At 49.7% G+C, this 19,880-nt stretch carries 17 protein-coding genes; 6 read left to right on the top strand and 11 right to left on the bottom strand.

Annotated features, from left to right (window positions below; genetic code table 11):
* Positions 1-109: 109 nt before the first annotated feature.
* The 7 genes from C5O19_RS18470 to C5O19_RS18440 all read right to left on the bottom strand — a co-directional run bounded on the left by C5O19_RS18470 (position 110) and on the right by C5O19_RS18440 (position 8,341).
* The gene (locus C5O19_RS18470; RefSeq protein ID WP_104714857.1) at positions 110-1,396 is read right to left on the bottom strand and encodes a glycosyltransferase; all 1,287 of its coding nucleotides are present in this window, start codon (positions 1,394-1,396) and stop codon (positions 110-112) included.
* A 164-nt stretch (positions 1,397-1,560) separates the two neighbouring features.
* Positions 1,561-2,178 carry an OmpH family outer membrane protein gene (locus tag C5O19_RS18465; RefSeq protein ID WP_104714856.1) on the bottom strand — a complete coding sequence of 206 codons (618 nt, stop codon included), beginning with the start codon at positions 2,176-2,178 and terminating at the stop codon, positions 1,561-1,563.
* 103 nt (positions 2,179-2,281) lie between these two features.
* Positions 2,282-2,656: a hypothetical protein gene (locus C5O19_RS18460; RefSeq protein ID WP_104714855.1), complete on the bottom strand. Its 375-nt coding sequence runs from the start codon at positions 2,654-2,656 to the stop codon at positions 2,282-2,284.
* A 36-nt stretch (positions 2,657-2,692) separates the two neighbouring features.
* On the bottom strand, positions 2,693-5,125 hold the full coding sequence (locus C5O19_RS18455; protein ID WP_104714854.1) for a penicillin acylase family protein: 2,433 nt from the start codon (positions 5,123-5,125) through the stop codon (positions 2,693-2,695).
* 140 nt (positions 5,126-5,265) lie between these two features.
* Complete coding sequence (locus C5O19_RS18450; RefSeq protein ID WP_104714853.1) at positions 5,266-6,051, bottom strand: LytR/AlgR family response regulator transcription factor; 786 nt, start codon at positions 6,049-6,051, stop codon at positions 5,266-5,268.
* Positions 6,048-7,199, bottom strand: a complete 1,152-nt coding sequence (locus C5O19_RS18445; protein ID WP_104714852.1) for a sensor histidine kinase — start codon at positions 7,197-7,199, stop codon at positions 6,048-6,050. Before C5O19_RS18445 ends, C5O19_RS18450 begins: the two co-directional genes overlap by 4 nt.
* Positions 7,196-8,341, bottom strand: a complete 1,146-nt coding sequence (locus C5O19_RS18440) for a sensor histidine kinase (RefSeq protein WP_104714851.1) — start codon at positions 8,339-8,341, stop codon at positions 7,196-7,198. Before C5O19_RS18440 ends, C5O19_RS18445 begins: the two co-directional genes overlap by 4 nt.
* 684 nt (positions 8,342-9,025) lie before the next feature.
* On the opposite strand from C5O19_RS18440, the gene C5O19_RS18435 reads away from it, so the two are divergent.
* From C5O19_RS18435 to C5O19_RS18425, 3 genes are all read left to right on the top strand, one after another.
* On the top strand, positions 9,026-9,907 hold the full coding sequence (locus tag C5O19_RS18435) for a c-type cytochrome (protein WP_243406438.1): 882 nt from the start codon (positions 9,026-9,028) through the stop codon (positions 9,905-9,907).
* A gap of 195 nt (positions 9,908-10,102) precedes the next feature.
* Positions 10,103-10,654: a hypothetical protein gene (locus C5O19_RS18430; RefSeq protein WP_133163392.1), complete on the top strand. Its 552-nt coding sequence runs from the start codon at positions 10,103-10,105 to the stop codon at positions 10,652-10,654.
* Between the two features lie 144 nt (positions 10,655-10,798).
* Positions 10,799-11,464, top strand: coding sequence for a hypothetical protein (locus C5O19_RS18425; protein ID WP_104714849.1), 666 nt, complete (start codon positions 10,799-10,801; stop codon positions 11,462-11,464).
* Between the two features lie 60 nt (positions 11,465-11,524).
* Here the strand turns inward: C5O19_RS18425 and C5O19_RS18420 are convergent, their stop codons facing one another.
* Positions 11,525-12,586, bottom strand: coding sequence for a glycosyltransferase family 4 protein (locus tag C5O19_RS18420; RefSeq protein WP_104714848.1), 1,062 nt, complete (start codon positions 12,584-12,586; stop codon positions 11,525-11,527).
* Between the two features lie 756 nt (positions 12,587-13,342).
* On the opposite strand from C5O19_RS18420, the gene C5O19_RS18415 reads away from it, so the two are divergent.
* The 3 genes from C5O19_RS18415 to C5O19_RS18405 all read left to right on the top strand — a co-directional run bounded on the left by C5O19_RS18415 (position 13,343) and on the right by C5O19_RS18405 (position 17,860).
* Positions 13,343-15,178: an ABC transporter ATP-binding protein gene (locus C5O19_RS18415; protein WP_104714847.1), complete on the top strand. Its 1,836-nt coding sequence runs from the start codon at positions 13,343-13,345 to the stop codon at positions 15,176-15,178.
* 194 nt (positions 15,179-15,372) lie between these two features.
* Positions 15,373-16,224, top strand: a complete 852-nt coding sequence (locus C5O19_RS18410) for a glycerophosphodiester phosphodiesterase family protein (protein ID WP_104714846.1) — start codon at positions 15,373-15,375, stop codon at positions 16,222-16,224.
* An 85-nt stretch (positions 16,225-16,309) separates the two neighbouring features.
* Entirely contained in the window at positions 16,310-17,860 is a 1,551-nt protein-coding gene (locus C5O19_RS18405) for a GH3 auxin-responsive promoter family protein (protein WP_104714845.1), read from the top strand.
* A 72-nt stretch (positions 17,861-17,932) separates the two neighbouring features.
* Here the strand turns inward: C5O19_RS18405 and C5O19_RS18400 are convergent, their stop codons facing one another.
* The 3 genes from C5O19_RS18400 to C5O19_RS18390 form a co-directional block, all read right to left on the bottom strand.
* Positions 17,933-18,547 carry a porin family protein gene (locus C5O19_RS18400; RefSeq protein ID WP_104714844.1) on the bottom strand — a complete coding sequence of 205 codons (615 nt, stop codon included), beginning with the start codon at positions 18,545-18,547 and terminating at the stop codon, positions 17,933-17,935.
* 43 nt (positions 18,548-18,590) lie between these two features.
* Entirely contained in the window at positions 18,591-19,298 is a 708-nt protein-coding gene (locus C5O19_RS18395) for an OmpA family protein (protein ID WP_104714843.1), read from the bottom strand.
* 262 nt (positions 19,299-19,560) lie between these two features.
* Positions 19,561-19,866 carry a (2Fe-2S) ferredoxin domain-containing protein gene (locus C5O19_RS18390; protein ID WP_094815052.1) on the bottom strand — a complete coding sequence of 102 codons (306 nt, stop codon included), beginning with the start codon at positions 19,864-19,866 and terminating at the stop codon, positions 19,561-19,563.
* Between the last annotated feature and the right edge of the window lie 14 nt (positions 19,867-19,880).

Raw genomic sequence — 19,880 nt, 5'->3', positions numbered from 1 at the left:
CATCTGCGTGAATTGGTTCCAAAGATAGCTTTCGAATGGACATCTTGACGCGTTTCTGCTGAGCCCGACCCGTTTCTACGCTGGACCGTAGCCGGATATAAACAATCGTTTATTCGCCCCAGAAGCGCTGAATATGCTGGTGACAGAGTTCATGCACCGGATAGCGGGCACATTCTTTCGCCAGTCGTTTGACGTTCCGGCGGTAGCTTCCCTGCTGCACTACCTGATCCACAGCTTTTCTGATCGCACGAGCCGTCGCCGTTTCCGTTTTCAGGCGAATACCCAGCCGGAAATAAGCCACCCGGGCGGCAATCTCATTTTTCCCTTCGTGCAGTCCCGTCGCTACGATAGGTACGCCGTGCTGAACGGCGGCCAGAATACTCGCGTAACCCGCGTTTGTCACGAATACGTGTACCTGCGGCATGAGCGCCTGGAAATCCACGTAGTCTTCCAGTACAAAATGGGCTTGCGGAAACTGTTGCCGTAGTTGCTGGGTCTGGTGTCCGCCGGTGGTGGCAATCACCAGCGTTGAGGGGTCGGAGCTAAAGGCTTTCAGCGTCGGAATCAGGAGTTTTTGCGGATCGAACGGATGCATACCCTGGGAAACCAGTACGACGCGCTGGTATCGCTTCGGACAAACCCGCAGGGGCCATGAAACCGGCATCGCTGCCCGGTACGGAAAAAGCGGCCCGACAAACTGAACGTTCGGACTCAGATCCCGGCGTTGGTATTCGAAGCCCGGTACGCCGCTTTGTAAATACACATCCGCTTCCCGCAGCACTGCATCCGGACAAAAATCCCGACTGGCGGGTAATCCATACTGCTTTCGAAAGGTATTGTAGAGCTGCGTCGAAGGCTTGAAAAAGTAGTTTCGCACCCAGTACTTGAGCAAACGCTGGCGACTTTTACTGAGGAGCGACTGAGCGGGTTGCCAGCCTAATCCGTAGGGAGGAGCGTCGCTTGAAGAAACACCCAGCGGCCCCAGCCCGAATACGCCCACGGGAACCTTGAAAATGGATTTTAGAAAAGGAGCCGCCATAAAAGCCATGTCGCACAACACCGCATCGAAGGGAAACTGTGCATAAACGGCTTTCAGATCGGTCAGAAAATCAGGAATGGGCGCCAGGAAGCGGTGGGTCAGATCAAAACGGAAGCGGGTGAGCGTACGGGTGAGCTTTTTACGTTGCGGCCAGACTTGGTTGACTTCGGTAGCAGGGACCTCCTGAGCCCGCTCAAACGGGTAAAAACCTAAGCCGAGTTTGGTAATCAGGGACTCATAACTCGGCCCCGTATACCAACCCACCTCATACCCCTGGGATTGGAGGTATACTGCCAGCGCCGTCAGCGGCCGTACGGAGTCGGGGGTTGTCGCTACTAATAGTTTCTTCGCATTCATTCCTCAAAGTCAACAGTTCTGCAAACCTACATCCCCTTCTGGCAGGATACTCAGGCAGTCTGACTGAACTGTTTAAAAGCGAACATGAACTGTAGCGTCCGATCCATCGGCCAACAAAAAGCCCTGGCATCAGCGATGTCAGGGCTTTTAAAGGGTTAAAGAGCTTATTTCTTTTCCTCTTTCTTCTCTTCGGTTTTGGGCTGCGTCGCCTTGTATTCTTTATTGAGACCTTCGATCATTTTTTGCGTAATGTCGAGTTTCGAGTCTGCAAACAGAATGCCGCCGCCTTTCTGATAACCCAGTACGTATTGGTACTTGTTATCGTTGTTATATTTTTTGATGTACTCGAAAATGTTATCGTACAGCTTTTCGGTTTGATCGGCCCGCTCTACCGACAGATCATTGGCGGCTTTCTGACGGTAGTTTTCGAAATCAGACGCTTTTTTCTGTAACTCCAGTTGTTTAGCCTGCGCTTCAGCCGCTAACATGCCACCGGCCCGTTGTTGAAAAATCTGAATTTCACGCTGGATAGCCCCGCCTTTTTGGTTGAGTTCCACGTCGAGTTGCGTACCCTTCTGTTCGAAGGCTTTCTGAGTATCTTTAAAGAAATCGTAGTTATTCAATAAGGAATCGGCATTTACATACACGATGGCCCGACCGTCAGCGGTCACGGCGGCACTACTGCCACTCGAAGCGCTACTATCGCCTTTAAAATGCAGGTAATACAAAACGGCCACCGCCACGACCAACACGGCATTAAGGGCTAACGAAAGGTTTTTCACTGAGTCTAGCTGGTTTGATTAAACAATTAGGTCGGCAAAAATAGCCAATTGCCCCGAAGTGGCAAGCTCGGTTGCACGCAGTATTTCAGGAATTTACGGAAGACTACCAATAGGCTTGTGCTTTTTCGGCGGGGGAAGGGTTCTTGGGGAAAACCGCCTGCCGTACCAAATACCCACTCAGCGAGGCCATTCCACCCAGCAGGGCTCCGCTCCAGGTCGTAGCCGTCAGCAAACCAATGGTACCAATCCCCCGAAAAAGCTCACTGATCCGGTCCGTAAGAATCCCCCCCGACCGAAGGTGTTCGTAGTAAGCCATGCCAAACCAAAGCAGAGCCGTCGCGAGAAATCCGTTGAAAAAAGCTTTACTTCCGCTCTTGCCTTTCCAGGCCGAAATCAGGAACGGTATGATGACAACGGACCACCAGGGAAGAAAGTACTGGACCATCGCGGAGAGTAAAATCATCAAAACGAATTGCATAACGAAAGTTTTAATACAGGTAAAGGATATCCGGCCTTAGCGTTTACTGATCTTCAGCGTACTTAACACCTTGGGATGGTTTTCATCAATGGTTTTCAGGTACACGAGTTCATTGAGTTTGCCTTCCGCCCAGGTAGTAACCATATTGTCGTAATACGGGCTACCCGGATTTCCCGACTGTCCACCCGGATACACGCCGTAGGCCTTGGGTCCGTCTTTTCCCAGAGCCACCACCATTCGCCAGGAAGGCCCCCATTTACCCCGGAAGGCATTCGGCACATCCGCACCGCCGCCCGCCACTACGTTACTGCGACCAAAGGATTTCAAGGGAGGTACTAAGTGAGCAATCGTCGATCCCTTTACCGCTCCCCAGGCCCAGTTTTTCGAGGAATAGGTCCCGTACTGGCGGGTGAGCGAATCAACGGTCGCTTTGAAACTAAGTCGAATAATGTCCGCCTGATTTTCTTTTACGTCCGCTGTTTCGACGCGATCAAACCATTTGGAATCCGGTTCTTTTAAAATCAGTTGCCAGAGCCGATCCTTCTGAGGAAGCTGCAAGGGCTTTTTGGCATCCGTAGTAAATTCATCCCAAACGAAGAAGGGAAGATTTTCCACCCATTTCTCAAAAATGGTAGGAGCTACGGCCTGCGTCGTATACTCATAATCCCACTGTTTCAGAGCCGTGTAGGTCGAATACTGGGAGGCGTTGAGATCCCCCATTTTAATCTGTTCCAGTAAGGTAGGTAGCAAATCCCGGGCTAGTACATTGTACGTATCATTCTGCAATAACCGCAGACTGTCAATGGTAGCCTGCTGCATACCTTCGAGTCGTTCGTTAATCCGAATGGCCCGGTTGGCCGCTGCAAACCGCCAGTGTAGATAGTACGGATACGATTCATCGGCGGGGGCCTGATTAGCCGAACTTACGTAGCCCTGTTTCGGATTTTTTACGTGGGGATTATGGGCGTGGGGAATCCAGCCCTGCCAATCGTGGGCCGCCTTCGAACCGTCCAGTAGGAATTTACCTTGCTCTTTCCATTTCAGCGGAAACTTTCCATTGACCCAGATGGCAATGTCGTTTTCATTACTGGCGAAGACGAAATTTTGAGCCGGAGCGACGTAATGACTCAGAGCCCGTACGTAATCGTCGTAATTTTTCGAACGATTAAGCATGTAAAACGTTTTGACGGGATTACCCGGCTCATGAGCAATCCAGCGAAGCGCCAGACTAGGCTTTTGCTCATCACCCCAACGGGGCATTGCGACCGGACCATGATGCGTATACACTACGGTATCGATCACGGAAGGTTTACCCTTTACTTTGATTTCTTCGAGACGGAAGTCCGTTTTCACCCACTGCCCATCGTATGAATATTCCCGTCGGGAGGCGTCTTTAAACTTGATAGCGTATAAATCAGCCACGTCGGAGCCGACATTGGTTTCGCTCCAGGCAATGTCGTGGTTGAACCCAATAATAATACAGGGAGCCCCCGGCAGTGATACGCCGTAGGCATTGCTTTCGGGAGTCGACAATTGAATCTGGTACCAAATGGAGGGGAGCGTTAAGCCCAGGTGCGGATCGCCCGCCAGAATGGGCAAACCCGTGGCGGATTTCTCGCCCGCAATCGCCCAGTTATTGGAACCGATGCCCTCTACCCGCTCGGGCCAAGAAAGGGGTTCCCGCACGGAAGCCGTCCCTTCCGTATAGTCTTTAGGTACTTTGGGAAGGGGCTTGCGTTTGAAATTCCACTTCGTTCCTTTAGGGATGATCGGACTTTCGCGGTCGGCGTAATCGGGGTATAAATCCCGGAGCACCTCCAGACCAAACTTTTGCAGCACATTGGTCAAGGCCGCATCGCCGTCGCGGGGCGTGGCCAGCGTATGCGTCATTTCCACCATCAGCAGCATGGACTTTTCGGGCGTCCAGGCTTCGGGCGTAAAGCCCAGCATTTTGTACTCAATGGGGTAATCAGCGGGTCGTAAATTGGACAGATAGGCATTGATCCCGTCACTGTAGGCTTCGATGACGCGGCGAACCTTCACGTCCTGCTGGACAAACTTCCAGGCTTCTTCGGCGGCTTTGACCGAACCCGTGCGGCGTTTGTACAAATCCAGGGGCAAGGCCTGCTCACCCACTACTTCACTCAGGCGTCCGGCGGCGGAACGGATCGTCAGATCCATTTGAAACAGGCGATCCCGAGCCGTTACGTACCCTTGTGCGTAGTATAAATCGTGATCATTCTCGGCGAAAATGTGCGGAACCCGGTTATCGTCGTAACGAATAATGACCTCTGACTCAACGCCCGGTAGGTGTATTTCGGCGTCGAGCATCTGAATGCGTCGCTCATTACTCCAAAATCCCGAAAATGGACTTAAGAAGGCCCCCAGGGCGGGCAAAGGACTAAATGAAGTGCCCAGAGCCCACAACAACCCACCCGTCAGGGCCAGACTAAGAACCGCTTTCTTCATGTCGATGTACTGTACGTGATGTAAGAATACAAACGTAAGGGTTCTGACGGCAAGAAAAAAGAGTTTTTCTAGGGGATTCGGTACGTCACTCGGCGGGCGGATCGCTGGGCGATTACGGCTAGAGTCGCATGTTTACGGCCTCACTTGCCCATCCATTTTTTAAAATCACTTACTTTTTCGCGGCTGACCAACGCTTCTTTTTCAAAGACCGGTTTGAGCCCCAGCGCCAACCGATTGCCAAAATACGGCTGAATCTGTTCTACACTCGCGTGCGTAACGATGACGCCCCGACTGATTCGAAAGAACAAATCCGGATCGAGCATGTCGGTCAGTTCGTCGAGGGTATAGTCCACCAAAAACTTCTGTCCGGAATGGGTTTTAAAAAAGCTGAATCGCTCGTCGGTAAAGAAAAAGGCAATTTCGGCTACTTCTACCGATAACAGCCGCTGCCCCTGCCGCACGAGAAACCGCTTACGATATTCTTTCGTCTGCAACTGATTTCGCCAGACCTGCAGTACCTGATCCAGATTAAACGGTAAGGAAGGCTGCGCGCGAGCCGACAGATCATGGTACTTGCGCAGACCCCGTTCGAGTTCTTCCCGCTGCACGGGCTTGAGCAGGTAGTCGATACTATTGACTTTAAAAGCCTGCAGGGCGTATTCGTCGTAAGAAGTGGTAAAAATGATGGTACTGAAAATATCGACCTGTTCGAAGATGGCAAAGCTTTGTCCATCGGCCAGTTCAATATCCATGAAAATCAGATCCGGCTCGGCATTCCCCTGCTGCCGGTTGCCTTCAATCCAGTCAACGGTTTCTTCGATACTCGCCGTTGAGGCCAGTACCGTTAGACTGGGTTCGATTTCCTGTAACAACCGAACCAGCTTGCGGACGGCTAATTCTTCATCTTCAACGATTAAAACGTTCATACTTCAGATACATTTTCAGTGAATAAAGGCAACAGAATTTTGAAGTGGTCGGGCCCGTTGGTAATCTGCGGTAACGGTTGATCGAGTAAGCGGTAACGGGCGGTGATGTTGGCTAGGCCTACCTGGGTCGATTCAACAATGCCGGGACGTTTGGCTTTGGTTTGTAAATTATTGCTCACCAGTAATTCGCCCGTGGCTGTTGTCCCAATGTGGATGTGCAGGGGCTTAGTGGCCAGAATGACGTTGTGTTTTACCGCATTTTCCACCAGCATCTGAAGCGTTAGGGGTGGCAATTGGTACTTGAGATACGCCGGATCGACGGCTACATCCAGGTGCAACCCGGCTCCGTACCGCGTTTTGAGCAAGTGGTAGTACGAATGAATGAAGGCTAGCTCTACCGAGAGCGGCGTTAGTTCACGTTCGCTGGTCTGTAGCAGATAGCGATAGACTTTCGCCATTTCATTGACAAAGTCCTCGGCTTTTTGCGGCTCGTCGGCAATCAGCGACGAAAGCGAGTTCAAACTATTGAAGAGAAAATGGGGACTAATCTGGCTCCGCAAACTCTGCAATTGTCCCTGCAAACGGGCTTTTTTGAGCGTTTCCTTGTTTTTCTGACTGGCCTGCCATTGTTCCAAAGAATAAAACACTTCATAAATAAAGACGAAGGTCAGTAAGCAAAAAACGTCCCAGGCATACAGAAAAACGAGCGTGGGCGGCGTAACTTCTATGCCAAACATCCGCTCAAACAGGCGATTCCAAGTGGGGATAACGCCGTGGTTGGCCCGCATGGCTTCCAGCGATAATTCCGTATTAAAAAAGCCACACGCGGCAAACATCATCACGTAGGAGTATAGAAAAAAAGCCGATAAACCCGTAAAACACAGCGTCGTCCAGACGATTCGCTTAATGGTTTGGCGTAAATGCGGATACTTCCGGGTAATGCGATCGGCGACCTCATTATGGGCCAGAAAAGCGAGTGTACTCAGGATGCCGACCACCAGCGTACCCCCCGCAAACGTCGACCCCGTTTGTAGGTAGGGTTGCCCAATGAGCAAGTACGCCATCAGGGGAATAATCCAAGGGGCGATGAAGGCGTACATCCAGCGACTTCGAGCCGTGGGAAAACAGCGATGAATCAGCTCTTTCATACCAACGGCAATAAAGGAAGTTCGACGGTATACCGTTGATCTTCCACCAACACCTGCACCGATTCGCCCTGTAATAAGCGATAACGAGCCATGAGCATCGACAGTCCGGCTCGGTTGAGTGGAATAGTTACGGAGCGTTTCTGCAAGGAATTACTCACGCGTAATAACGTAGGCGAAGTGGCCCGAATCTGAATCGACAAGGGTTGTTGGGCTAGTACCACATTGTGTTTAATGGCATTATCCACCAGCGTCTGCAGCGTCAGTACGGGTACGTATTGGGTCCGGGCGGCCTCGCAGACGTCCACTTCCAGCGAAATAGCCGATCCGTAACGGGTATGAAGCAAATACGAATAAGCCTGTAAAAACCGCAGTTCGGCTTCTAGCGTGATTAGTCCGCCGCCCGGCGTAGGCATCTGTCCGGCTTGCAACAGGTAACGGTATACGGTCGCCATCTCGTCCACAAAACGTTCCGCCTGACGCGGATTGTCGGCAATGAGTACGGACAGAGAATTTAAGCTATTGAAGAGAAAGTGGGGATTTACCTGCTGTTTTACTTCTTCGAGCTGCATTTGTAACTGCTGATGTTCGAGGGCTTCGAGTTCTTCCTGATGAATTCGCCACTGCGTAAAGGCATACACGCCCTCGCTTACCCCCGCCAGTAAAATGTTCATACACGTCATCGCCGCCAGTACCCACGGAGCCTGGGCCGGTTTGTAGGAGTAACCAAACCACTGCGTAGCACCCAACGCATACATCAACTGCTGCCCCAGAAAGAAGTTGATGCCCACAAACAGACTGATCATACTGCTGAGTCGTAGAGCGGACTGGTGGGGATGCGGGAAATACACGCCAATCTGCTGAGCCAGCCATTGCAAGAAAAACGCATCCAACGCATTAAAAACGAACATAATCAGGGAAATCCCCAGCAGGTTCGTCCAGCTAGCCCAGTACAAGCTTCCCCAGAACAAATAACAGAATACGGGCGTGTACACGACAATCAACAACCAGAGCAGGCCACCCCTGAATAACTTGCGTTGTTCCAGAAAAGGAAATAATCGGGGCATAAACGGGTCCTGATGCTCAAACTTCGGTCGAATGTTCAGGGCCCTTGCCACTTGGCGTAGCAGCAATGAAAGGGGCATTTCTTAGGGGCTTGGTCAGGGTAGGTAAAGCTACACTGGATTTAGTAAACCCCTGAGACCAGTCCACCCTGAGCTGAAAAGATTTCTGACTGAATTGTTAAAAATGGTACATGAACTGCGGATCGGGTTTCTGCTATACCGGATACGTACTGTCCAAACTGGAGCTAGAGCTAGGTTTTGATGGCTAACTTTTAGCAAAGCTTCAGACTTCGGCAAAGGCTAGGTTTCATGGTTGAATCTTGTTTAGGGGGCACTACAGATTGTTGCAAACGTACGCTTCTGGCGTCGAGGATAAAACCCATCCTGGTATCAATTGAGACAAGCCCTGCATGAATTGTTTTTTAGGTAGTACCGGCCGAAACGTTCAATATTTTATTTCTACACAACTGATAATCTGACAGTTAATAATCCCATTCATCGCACATAGCCCGATACAATTGATCGGGCTTTTTCGGCGATTCATCCCTGAGAAGCCTCACTTGAGTAGCTACGCTGCTTGGAAGCAGCCGGGCCAGGCAAATCTTTGTATCACCAAACCGATTTCTACTTGGTTAAGGGATTTAAGGAGTTAGTACCGTTCAACCTTCCAATCAACGTCTGGAGAGATTCCTGCGATTTGCGTCATACCCAAGCGTAGGATCTCTCTTGTTTTTCACCTTCACCTTTCTTAATCTACTCTTTTCAATGATGTTGGTAAAAATCCTAAAAGGAGCCGGCATGGTACTGGGCTCCCTCGTCCTGCTGCTGGGCATCGCCTACGCTGTGATTGCCCGAAACATTACGGAACGCGTCGAAAAAACCTACGACTTTGCCCGCGAAAGCTTTCCCATTCCTACCGACTCCCTGAGTATGGAACGCGGGAAACACGTCGCTCTCATCAAAGGCTGCATCGAATGTCACGGTGAAAACATGGCCGGCAAAGTAATGATCGATGAGCCGCCCATGGGCCGACTCGTTGCCACCAACCTGACGCGTGGAAAAGGCGGCTTGCCCGACGACTACGCCGCCGAAGACTGGATACGAGCCTTGCGACACGGGGTTGGGCGTAACGGGCGACCGCTCATTTTTATGCCCTCGCACGAAACAACCCTGTTATCCCAGGAAGATATGGCCGCCTTAATTGCGTACTGCCGGCAACTCCCCCCCGTAGACCAAGCGTGGGCTCCAATCAAGCTAGGACCCGTCGTTCAGGTGTTTTCGTATTTGGATAAAATGCCCCTGCTGTCGGTTGAAAAAATTGACCATCACCGAGCCCTTCTCACGCAGGCCGATACCAGCGGTGGTATTGCTCAGGGAAAATACCTGGCCGTATCCTGCTCGGGTTGCCATCAGCCTAACTTCAAAGGAGGCGATGGAGCCGCTCCCGGTTCGCCCCCCGTACCCGATCTGACCCGTAGTGGCCACGTGGGCAAGTGGACGCAGCCGCAGTTCATCCATACCCTTCGCACGGGTCATACACCCGAAGGCCGTATCCTCAAAAATGAAGATATGCCCTGGAAAATGACCGCTCAGTATCAGGAAAAAGAACTCGTGGCTCTCTACAAATACTTCCAGAGTCTACCCTAACGGGGCCGCATAAGGACCTTCCAAATGAATACCTAACTAGCTGTAAATGATTACGTTTTCCATTCCTACCTTCAATCGAAGTCGCTTTTTTGTGGATTCAGTACGTTCCTTTACCAATTGACTCGAATCAGCCCTCCCCTTTTCATTCGTCTGTTCAACCTTTGTATCATTATTTTATCAAATCAACCTTCCATCATGTCACGTTTCTCTGTATCTCTTTCGCTTAAAATGTTTTTGTTTGGTCTAATCCTCTTGGTTAGCTCCTGTAAAAAAGACCCCGAACCCGTTGATCCCGATAACCCAGGGCAAGAACAGCCCGGTGGTGGCGGCAACAATGGTACGTCATCGCTACCCTGTGCGGGGAAAGATTTAAAGATTCAATCCTTCCTTTTTACCCTAACCGAGGATGCAAGCGGTGAAGAAACGGGCGGCGATTTAGTCGATGAATTTCCTGAATGTGCCAAGGACGATCGCATCCGCTTTGAGAAAAGTGGTAAAATCTCCGGCAGCGAAGGGAGTAACGTATGCCCCCCTGACGAAGAGCCAGATACCGAAGTTCCCGTACCGGTAAACAGCCTCTGGAGCTACAATGCGCAGAATAAAACCTTTAAAATGTACGAGGAAGGTAAGGCTAATGAGGCCGTTGTTTGGAAAGTCGATGAAGTCTCAAGCAGCTCGCTCAAAATCAGCATCACCGAAAAGTCTGAGGGCTACACGACCAAAATCGTTTTGTCTTTAAAACAGTAGAATCAGAGCGGACGTGTATGCCAACCCACGCGTCCGTTCTTTATTCATTGAAAAAAAAAACGAGAGCGGTGTTTCTCTTCCGTAACCCGACCACGACTAAGCCTGTAGCATTGCTTTTCTCACTCCTTTCTGATGTAACGCACCATGAAACTATTTTCCATCCTCATCGGCCTCCTGTTTTCGACTGCAGCACTGGCCCAACTTCCAAATGCCAATACCCTGAAGGCAAAAATCAACGGGGAAGCGTTCCAGAGCCAGCCCCGCCGGATTCGCATTGGCGCGTACTGGTGGATTACCGCCAACACGAGTAAGCCCGATCAGTCCTTACGTATCTGGCTGGGCAGTTACGATCATACGGAAGGCATTGAGCCCGGTACGTATCTGGTGGTAGACGCCGATAAAGCCGATAGTAAGGCCAATAAAGCCAAGGTTCAGGCTGGTAGCGGCTACAAAGGTCTGGCGGTGATTAAGTACGTAAAAGAAACCCGGGAGCCTCGCATGGAATACCACGTGGGCAAATCCCAAAATAACGATGAAACGGTAGTCGTGAAGAAAAATGCCGACGGTTCGCTCGAAGCTACCTTCAGTGGCGTACTGGCAGGCTCGTACTGGAAAGAAAAATCGAGTGCTACGGTATTCGGCGGCATGGGCCGACTGATGAACAAAATGGAAGATAAAGTGATCACCAAAACGACGGGCTTTGATTCTTCCATCGATCCCGAAGGAAATGGGTACAAGCAGCAGAGTAAAAAAGATTCGCTGGTTCTCACGGAAGGCACCTTTCATTTACCCCTACCCAGCAAGCAATAATTGTCTATTCTGACCCCCGTAAATGGCTCGCCACTTCAGCAGTGGCGAGCTTATTTTTTTCTAGAGTAGCGATTGATACACATCCAGGTACTGACTGGCACTGCGTTCCATACTAAAGTTTTCGGCTCTTTTCTTCAACTGCTCCGCCAGGGGCGTGGTGCTGTAGGTATGCATGCCCTCCCGGAACACGCGTTGCATGTGTTCGGCTTCGAAGTCGGAAAAATAAAAGGCCACATCACCCCCAATTTCGGGTAGCGAGGTCAGATTCGAAATAAAGACGGGTTTACCAAACGACATGGCTTCTACGACGGTAAAGCCAAAACCTTCGGCCAAAGAAGGGTGCAAAAAGGCCATGCAGTTATCCAGGTACCAGGCCTTTTCACTTTCCGAAATCGGGCCAGCCAAATAAAGTCGATCACTCACGCCCATATCCTCGGCCATCGTCCACATGCGGGAAGCGTATTCGGGTTCATCGTGATGTCCCGCTACGACTAATTCCAGATCGGGATTGGCCAGTAATAAAGGCAGCAGTACGTGATAATTCTTTTTCGCATTTACGTAACCCAGCCCAAACAGAAAAGGGCGACGGGGACGGTAAGAAGTAGCCTCCAGATGGGGTGTACTCAGCTTATTAAGGCCATTGTGAATAACGTGAATGGGCTTCCCATGTACGTCACAATTGTTGAGTACGTCATTTTTAGTAAACTCCGAGATGCAAACAATGGCATCACTTCGGTCAATGAGGTTTTGCGTGTGGGCCAGACTGCGGAGTTGTTCCTCGCGGGCTTTGCCTTCGTGCAGGGCATTCAGATCATGCACCGTCAGGACCACCCGTGTGTCGCTATCCCGTTCAGGAATAATGCGACCCGATTGAAACGGAGCATGCCAGACTTTACAGCCCGCCAGAAAGGGTTTCCAGATTTTATGCCATTTCCGTTCGATGATATGATGCTTCTCCGGCTGAATTTGAAGCCGTTCGGCGGGCGGTACGTACATCATCATCGGCGGCTTTTGCTGTTTTCGCAACAGTTTGTTCACCTGTTCGCTCATATTCAAGCAGTAGTGATACAAACCTGAGTTGGGAAACTTCATTAAACCACAGTCAAGAATTATCGAGGACATAAATTCCTATACATTTAAAGACACGACTGCATCCGCTGCCTAGAAAGAGCAGATTCTGACAATAGGGAGCCGGTCCCAAAATGGGCTTGCTCCTGCGAATGCAGACCAACGAAATACGAATGAACCTGACTAGCTAAAGACCGCTGGGGTCCACGCGTAGAAGACCTAAAAAAGCTTTCCAGCCTAGCTACTCTGTTTGTCTAGACACCATTGCTAGAGCAAGCGTTGGATTAGCCCCCACAAATAAATGAGCAAACGGGCCTAGGGATGGCGAGTATAATTAACCGATTCATCGGGAATCTTATTGTTCATTTCTTGAGAACATCCCGTTTTACTACCTCTTTTTTTAGCGAATGGATCAGTATTTTTACGCGTATGAACGTCGTACTTCTCTGATTCATACCTAGGTAGTGGTAAAATCATTAAAAAGGTATTTTGTTTCTTTTCCCGCCAGAATACAGCTCATTTTTTATCATTTTTTTTTCACTATTTCCAACGTTTGACCAGTGAAAGTGGGTCTCTAAGGGGCCGTTGTGGAGCCTTATTTGCGCTGCGTGCTTGGGTAGATCGCCGGAAAAATAGTCCGCTTAAGGTGTCATTCCCTCCGTCCGACTTTATTTTTGCCCCGGCAAAGCCTCTATCCATACATAAATTTATCTTTCATTCGTTGATTCTGGGGGCGATACGCGCGTGGATCTTCTTCAAATACTGGATCAGCGTCCTTACTCCCTAAAAAAATTAGAAGTTAGCAAGTAAATGAAAATCTATAGTCGTCTTCTGAAGTACGTAACGCCACTCAGAAAATTCATCATTCCGTTTTTTCTGTTTACGTTAGCGTCGGTCTTTTTCAGCGTTTTTCAATTCGCTCTGATTATCCCCCTTCTGAATTTTTTATTTGACTCTTCACACATTGCCGAAGAGGCGGCCCAATACGCCCGGGAACCTGAGTTTACGCTTTCAGGCAGCTACTTTAAGGACTATTTCTATCACTTGATTTACCAGTTCAAAGTCAGCGATCCCATTTATGCCCTGTACTTTTTAGCGGCCATGATCGTGACTTCGGTATTACTGTCGAACACCTTCCGGTATTTCGCTCAGCGTTGTCTGCTCAATGCCCGTACCATGCTGGTCAAACGATTGAGAGAGGCACTTTTCGAAAAAATCAATCATCTGCACCTGGGTTATTTCACCAAAGAACACAAGGGCGATTTGCTCTCCCGGCTCAACGGAGACGTTTACGCGATTGAGAGCGTAGCTTCCAGTTCACTCGAAGTCATTTTCAAAGAGCCGTATACCTTCATTGGCTACTTCATTGCTCTGTTTGCCATTTCTACGAAACTGACGCTGTTTACGCTGATCATTATTCCGATATCGGCCATAGGGATTGCCGCCGTTACCAAAAGTCTACGCAAAGAAGCGCAGGATGTACAGGCTTCCATGGGCCGTTTGCTGACGTTGATGGACGAATCACTCATGGGCATGCGGATCATTCGCTCCTTCAATGCGACGCCTTTTATCCTGAAACGCTTTAGTCAGGAAAACGACTTTTACCGCAAAGCCAGCTCCCAGGGATTCAAACGCCGGGAACTGGCTCCGGCCTTTTCGGAGGCGTCGGGCGTTTTTGTAGTGGCCTGTATTCTGGTGTACGGGGGTAGTTTGGTACTGAGCCAGGAAGGCGGCCTACAAGCCAGTGCTTTCATTGCATTCATTGCCATTTTCTCGCAGGTGATTCGCCCGGCCAAGGCTATTGTCGTAGCCCTTACGAACATTCAGCAGGGACGGGCCGCTGGTGAGCGTATTCTGGAAATTCTCGACAAGCCCATCTTGGTAGAGGATAAACCCGATGCCGTAGAACTAACGAACTTCCGCGATAAAATTGAATTCCGGAATGTCTCCTTCCAGTACGGCGATGCGGCCGTATTACAAAATATGAGTTTCACGCTTGAAAAAGGCAAGAAAATGGCCTTAGTAGGACCTTCCGGCGTGGGTAAATCAACGATTGCGGATCTTATCCCACGTTTCTACGACGTTACCGACGGCGAGATTTTAATTGATGGTCGCGATGTACGGGACTATAAGATGGAGTCACTACGCAATCAGATGAGTTTCGTATCCCAGGAAATCATTCTCTTCAACGATACGATTTTCAACAACATCGCCCTGGGTCAGCCCAACGCGACGATGGAGGAAGTCATGCACGCGGCCAAAGTAGCCAACGCCCACGATTTCATTATCCAGACCGAAGACGGTTACCAAACCATCATCGGGGATCGGGGCATCCGCCTGTCGGGGGGTCAGCGTCAACGCTTGAGCATTGCCCGGGCCGTATTTAAAAAATCCTCCATTCTCATTTTAGATGAAGCGACCTCTGCCTTGGATACGGAATCGGAAAAATCCGTCCAGGAAGCCTTGGACCATCTGATGGTCGATAAAACCACGCTGGTGATTGCCCACCGCTTGAGTACCATCAAGGATGTCGACGAAATTCTTATCCTACACCAGGGGCAAATTGTCGAACGGGGTAGCCACGAAGAACTCGTGGAAGTGGAAGAAGGCGTATACCGCCGCCTGACGATGTTACAGAATATCTAAGCTCCTTTCGCTCACGAAAACCGCTTCCTCCCGAAGCGGTTTTTTTATGTTCATTGGGAACCATGAGAAGACGACTTTACTAGGGTTTCTACGCTAGTAGCTAGATGAATGCTTCTCCTCTACGCATGAATATTCGGATAAGATTATCTTTTTTGAAGTTTTCGTATTACTTTTTCAGCCTCGAATGTGTATCCATGCGATTGCTTTTCTATCTACTCCTGATGCATTCCTGCGTAGGTACGGCTCAGTCGTTTGAAGTGCAGGGTCACCGGGGCTGTCGGGGTTTGGAACCGGAGAATACGATACCGGCTTTTTTGAAAGCGCTGGAGCTGGGTGTATCTACGCTGGAGCTTGACGTGGTACTTTCGCAGGATCAGCACGTAGTGGTCTCTCACGACTGGTACTTCAACTCCCGCTTTACGACCAAGCCCGATGGAACGCCCGTAAGCCGGACCGAAGCGAAAACATTACGACTGGATCAGATGCCCTATGACCGCATCAAACGTTACGATGTCGGCCGGCGCGGCAATACTGCTTTTCCGGAACAGAAACCAAAAGCAGCCTACAAGCCGCTTTTGAGCGAAGTGATTAGGGCGGCAGATGCCTATGCCAGGCAGCATCAGTTACCCCTGCCGCAGTATACCATTGAAATTAAAACGAACGCTCATGCGTCTGCGGCGGTGATGTGTCAGCGGTTAGCTCAGGTCTTGACGATTTCGGCCGAACGCTTTTGCATTCAAAGTTTTGACGTTGCCGTGTTGAAGTACTGGAAAGCTCAGCAAGAGGCGGGCAGCTTTCCCAACCATACGCTTTCCGTGCTGGTTACCAGGAAAGGGTTAAGGCGTAGTTTGAAAGAACTAGGATTCCGGCCCGATATTTTTAGTCCTCAGTATCGATTCATTTCGAAGCGAACCGTACGAAAAGCCCATGCGTTGGGCATTCGAGTCATACCCTGGACCGTTAACGAGCGGCAAGCTATGCAGCATCTTCAACAGATCGGGGTGGATGGTTTAATTACGGATTATCCAAATCGATTTAAAAAGTGATAGATTTGAGTCTCTGGTTTTGTGGATATGGTGATTCGCATTGAAATGTTCTAAAACCCTTCGTCCGTTAAGCTTCAGCATGCCTATGCTACCCCTTTTTAATGATACGCTGGTCTGGATTCTACAACGTCGGCTAGCCCGTATTGAAGCCTTCCGCCGTGATCCTTGGCCCATTCAGGAACGACAACTCCAACGATTGATTCGTTCGGGACGGTCAACGGTATGGGGTAAACAGTACGGATACCGCCAGATACGTAGTCTCGCCGATTTCCAACGAGAGGTTCCTATTTCCACGTACGAAGATCTATTTCCGTACATTGAACGGGTGATGAAAGGGGAAGATCGCGTACTGTGGCCTTCACCGATTCGCTTTTTCTCGAAGTCTTCGGGTACCACCAACGCCCGTAGCAAGTATATACCCGTCACCCGCGAAGCACTTGATGAAGGGCATTTCCGGGCGGGTAAGGACATGATGGCCCTTTGGGTAGATCACAAGCCCGATACCCGCGTATTTGAAGGAAAAGGCCTGTCTATTGGGGGTAGTTTAGCCCAAAACCAGCTCAACGAACGTACCGTAACGGGCGATATTTCGGCGGTAGTGATGAAAAACCTGCCCTCTTGGGCTCAGTTCATTCGTACGCCTTCCCTGCAAACGGCCTTGATGGACGGCTGGGAATCCAAAATTCAACGGATGGCCGAAGAAGTTTCGCAGGTCAACGTGACGAGTGCGCTGGGCGTACCTACCTGGACGCTGGTGCTGATTCAGAAAGTACTGGAACTGACGGGCAAGAAGAATATTTTAGAGGTTTGGCCCAATTTTGAAGTATTCATTCACGGAGCCGTGGCCTTTCAACCCTACCGTGAGCTGTTCCGAAAAGAAGTTTTTCAGGGCGATACGGTCCGGTACCTGGAAACGTATAATGCCTCCGAAGGTTTCTTTGGTTTACAGGATGACCTGGGTCGGGTAGATGAATTGCTACTCATGCTGGACTATGGCATTTTTTACGAATTTGTCCCGCTGGAAGAGCTCGGTAAAACGCATCCGAAAGCGTACACCCTACCCGAGGTAGAACTCAACCGCAATTACGCTGTAGTCATTTCTACCAATGCCGGTCTGTGGCGGTATTTGATTGGAGATACGGTACGCTTTACCTCCAAGTATCCCTACCGCATCAAAATCTCTGGTCGTACCAAACATTTTATTAACGCGTTCGGCGAAGAAGTTATCATTGAAAACGCTGAAACGGCATTGACGCGGGCCTGTCAGGCTACGGGAGCCACCATTGCCGACTACACCGCCGCCCCAGTATACATGGGTAATGGCAGCAGTCGACATGGCAATCGCGGCGGCCACGAATGGGTAATTGAGTTTTCGACACCGCCCGATAATCCGGATGTGTTTGTGGATGTACTCGACGAAACCCTCCGGCAGGTCAACTCTGATTACGATGCCAAACGCAGCTTCGACCTGGCTCTCATTCGTCCCGTTGTACATATGGTACCGCACGGTACCTTCTACGAATGGATGAAAGTGAAAGGGAAACTGGGCGGCCAACATAAAGTGCCCCGCTTATCCAATTCCAGAGAATACGTGGAAGAGATCCTGCATATTAGTCCTGAACATTTGGAAATCTGATTCCTTTTCACCCATAAAAAAGAGCGACGCTTCTAAGCATCGCTCTTTTTTATGGGTGAAAAGGAAAGCTAATTAAAGTGTTACACCAACCGAGAGTTGAGCGGACGTGTTTTTCGCATTGCCCAACACTTGCTGAGCTACAAATGAATCCGCCACTTTCTGCAGGCCCAAGTTGTAGCGCGTACTGATTAGGAATTTACCAAAATACAAGGTCAAACCCGCACCTACGCCGTAATCAAACCGTTTGAAATTATCGGTATCGAGTACCGTTGATGACCCACCTAAATTGTTATTGTTCTCCGCGGCAGCTTTTAGCAAATACCCAAAATACGGACCGGCGTGAATGTCGACAAAATCTCCAATCTTAAACGTAGCGAGCACGGGTACTTCCAAATAATTTAGTTTGAACTTGCTCTCATTTTCAAAATTAGCGACATTAAAGGTAGCCCGCGTTCCCTTGTTAGTATAGCCTACTTCCGGCTGGATATACAGGAAATCGGTAATCACCGGAATTTGCGTAAAAGCACTGACGTGGAAGCCGTATAAGGGATTTCGCTCCGTATATTCTTTGATGCGAAGATTACTGGCCGAGAAGCCGCCCCGAATCCCAGTACGAGCCGTGGTAGACTGGGCAAAAACGCTGGTCGTAGCCAGACAGAAGGCAAAAATAATTGCGAGTTTTTTCATGGATGATTAGGGTTGAGCGATGAATGTGTTACTTAGGATTTACTTATTGTCCCTTCTGAGCGTCCTGTTTCATTTGTTCGTTGGCAGAAATCGCGATTTCTACCCGACGGTTCAGGCGACGACCGTCTTCGGTATCATTGCTGGCTACGGGTTGATTGAAACCGTACCCTTTGATGGTCATCCGACTAGCTCCTACGCCTTCCTGACGCAAGAAGCTTGACACCGCAGCGGCCCGGCGTTCGGACAGATCCTGATTGTATTCGGCCGTACCCCGGTTATCGGCGTGACCTTCAATCAGCAAATTCGTATCCGGATTTTTCTTCAGCGTTTCGGCTAGTTTGGCCAGATTTTCGCGGGTTTGCGGACTGATTTCCGTCGAGTTATAGGCAAAGAGTAACTGGCCATCCATCGTTACGCGAATCCCTTCGCCGACGCGTTCTACCTTAGCTGCTTCGCCCATATCCTTCTCAATCTGTTTGGCCTGTTTATCCATCTTACGACCAATGATAGCTCCGGCGGCACCCCCTACGGTAGCTCCCAGAATCGCACCAATCGCAGTATTCTTCGAAGCACTACCAATCACGCCTCCTACTACAGCTCCGGCACCTACGCCGATCGCAGCCCCTTTCTGGGTTTTATTAAACTTGGACTTTTTCGGTTCTTGAGCGTTTCGGTTACACGAGAAAAAACTGGAACTAAGCGTGGAAACCAAAACCATCATCCACATACCTTTTACAATGACGCGTTTCATGGCTTTAACAAAGATTGTTTACGGATGTACCTACGAAAAAAAGGTCGCCCGGAGTTTAAAAAGGATCTTGAGATTTGTTAAAGAGCGTTAAAACCATCGATACGTCTCTGATAATCAATCTACTCGTTAAAGATCTTACCCCATATCCACACCGATGAAAAATGGGGAATTATTTACTCGATCCTTAAATAACTACAAAAAAGACGACTCTTCCTGAATCCAGAAAGAGTCGTCTTTTAAGAAGCTAAAACTCAAATAAATCCTATACGTTGAGCTTCAGGCGTTCGACGACCTGATTCCCAACGAGATGGCTCTGAACAATTTCTTCCACGTCGGATAATTGGACATTTCCGTAAAACACGCCTTCCGGATACACGACCATGGCAGGTCCGAACGCACATACGTCCAGACAGCCCGTCTTCTGAGCCCGAATGTCGACTTGCAAACCCAGTTCCTTGATTCTTCCCTTGAAGGCTTCTACCAGCGCCAATCCGTGTTCTTCGCCACAGGAACGCTTCGGGGCGGGTTTTTGATTGGTACAGATGAAAAGATGCTTTTTATATTTCATAAGGCTCGTTACTT

Source organism: Siphonobacter curvatus, from assembly GCF_002943425.1.
Classification (GTDB): Bacteria; Bacteroidota; Bacteroidia; order Cytophagales; family Spirosomataceae; genus Siphonobacter; species Siphonobacter curvatus.
Note: the sequence above shows the minus strand (reverse complement) of the source record. Positions and strands in the feature narration are given on the sequence as shown.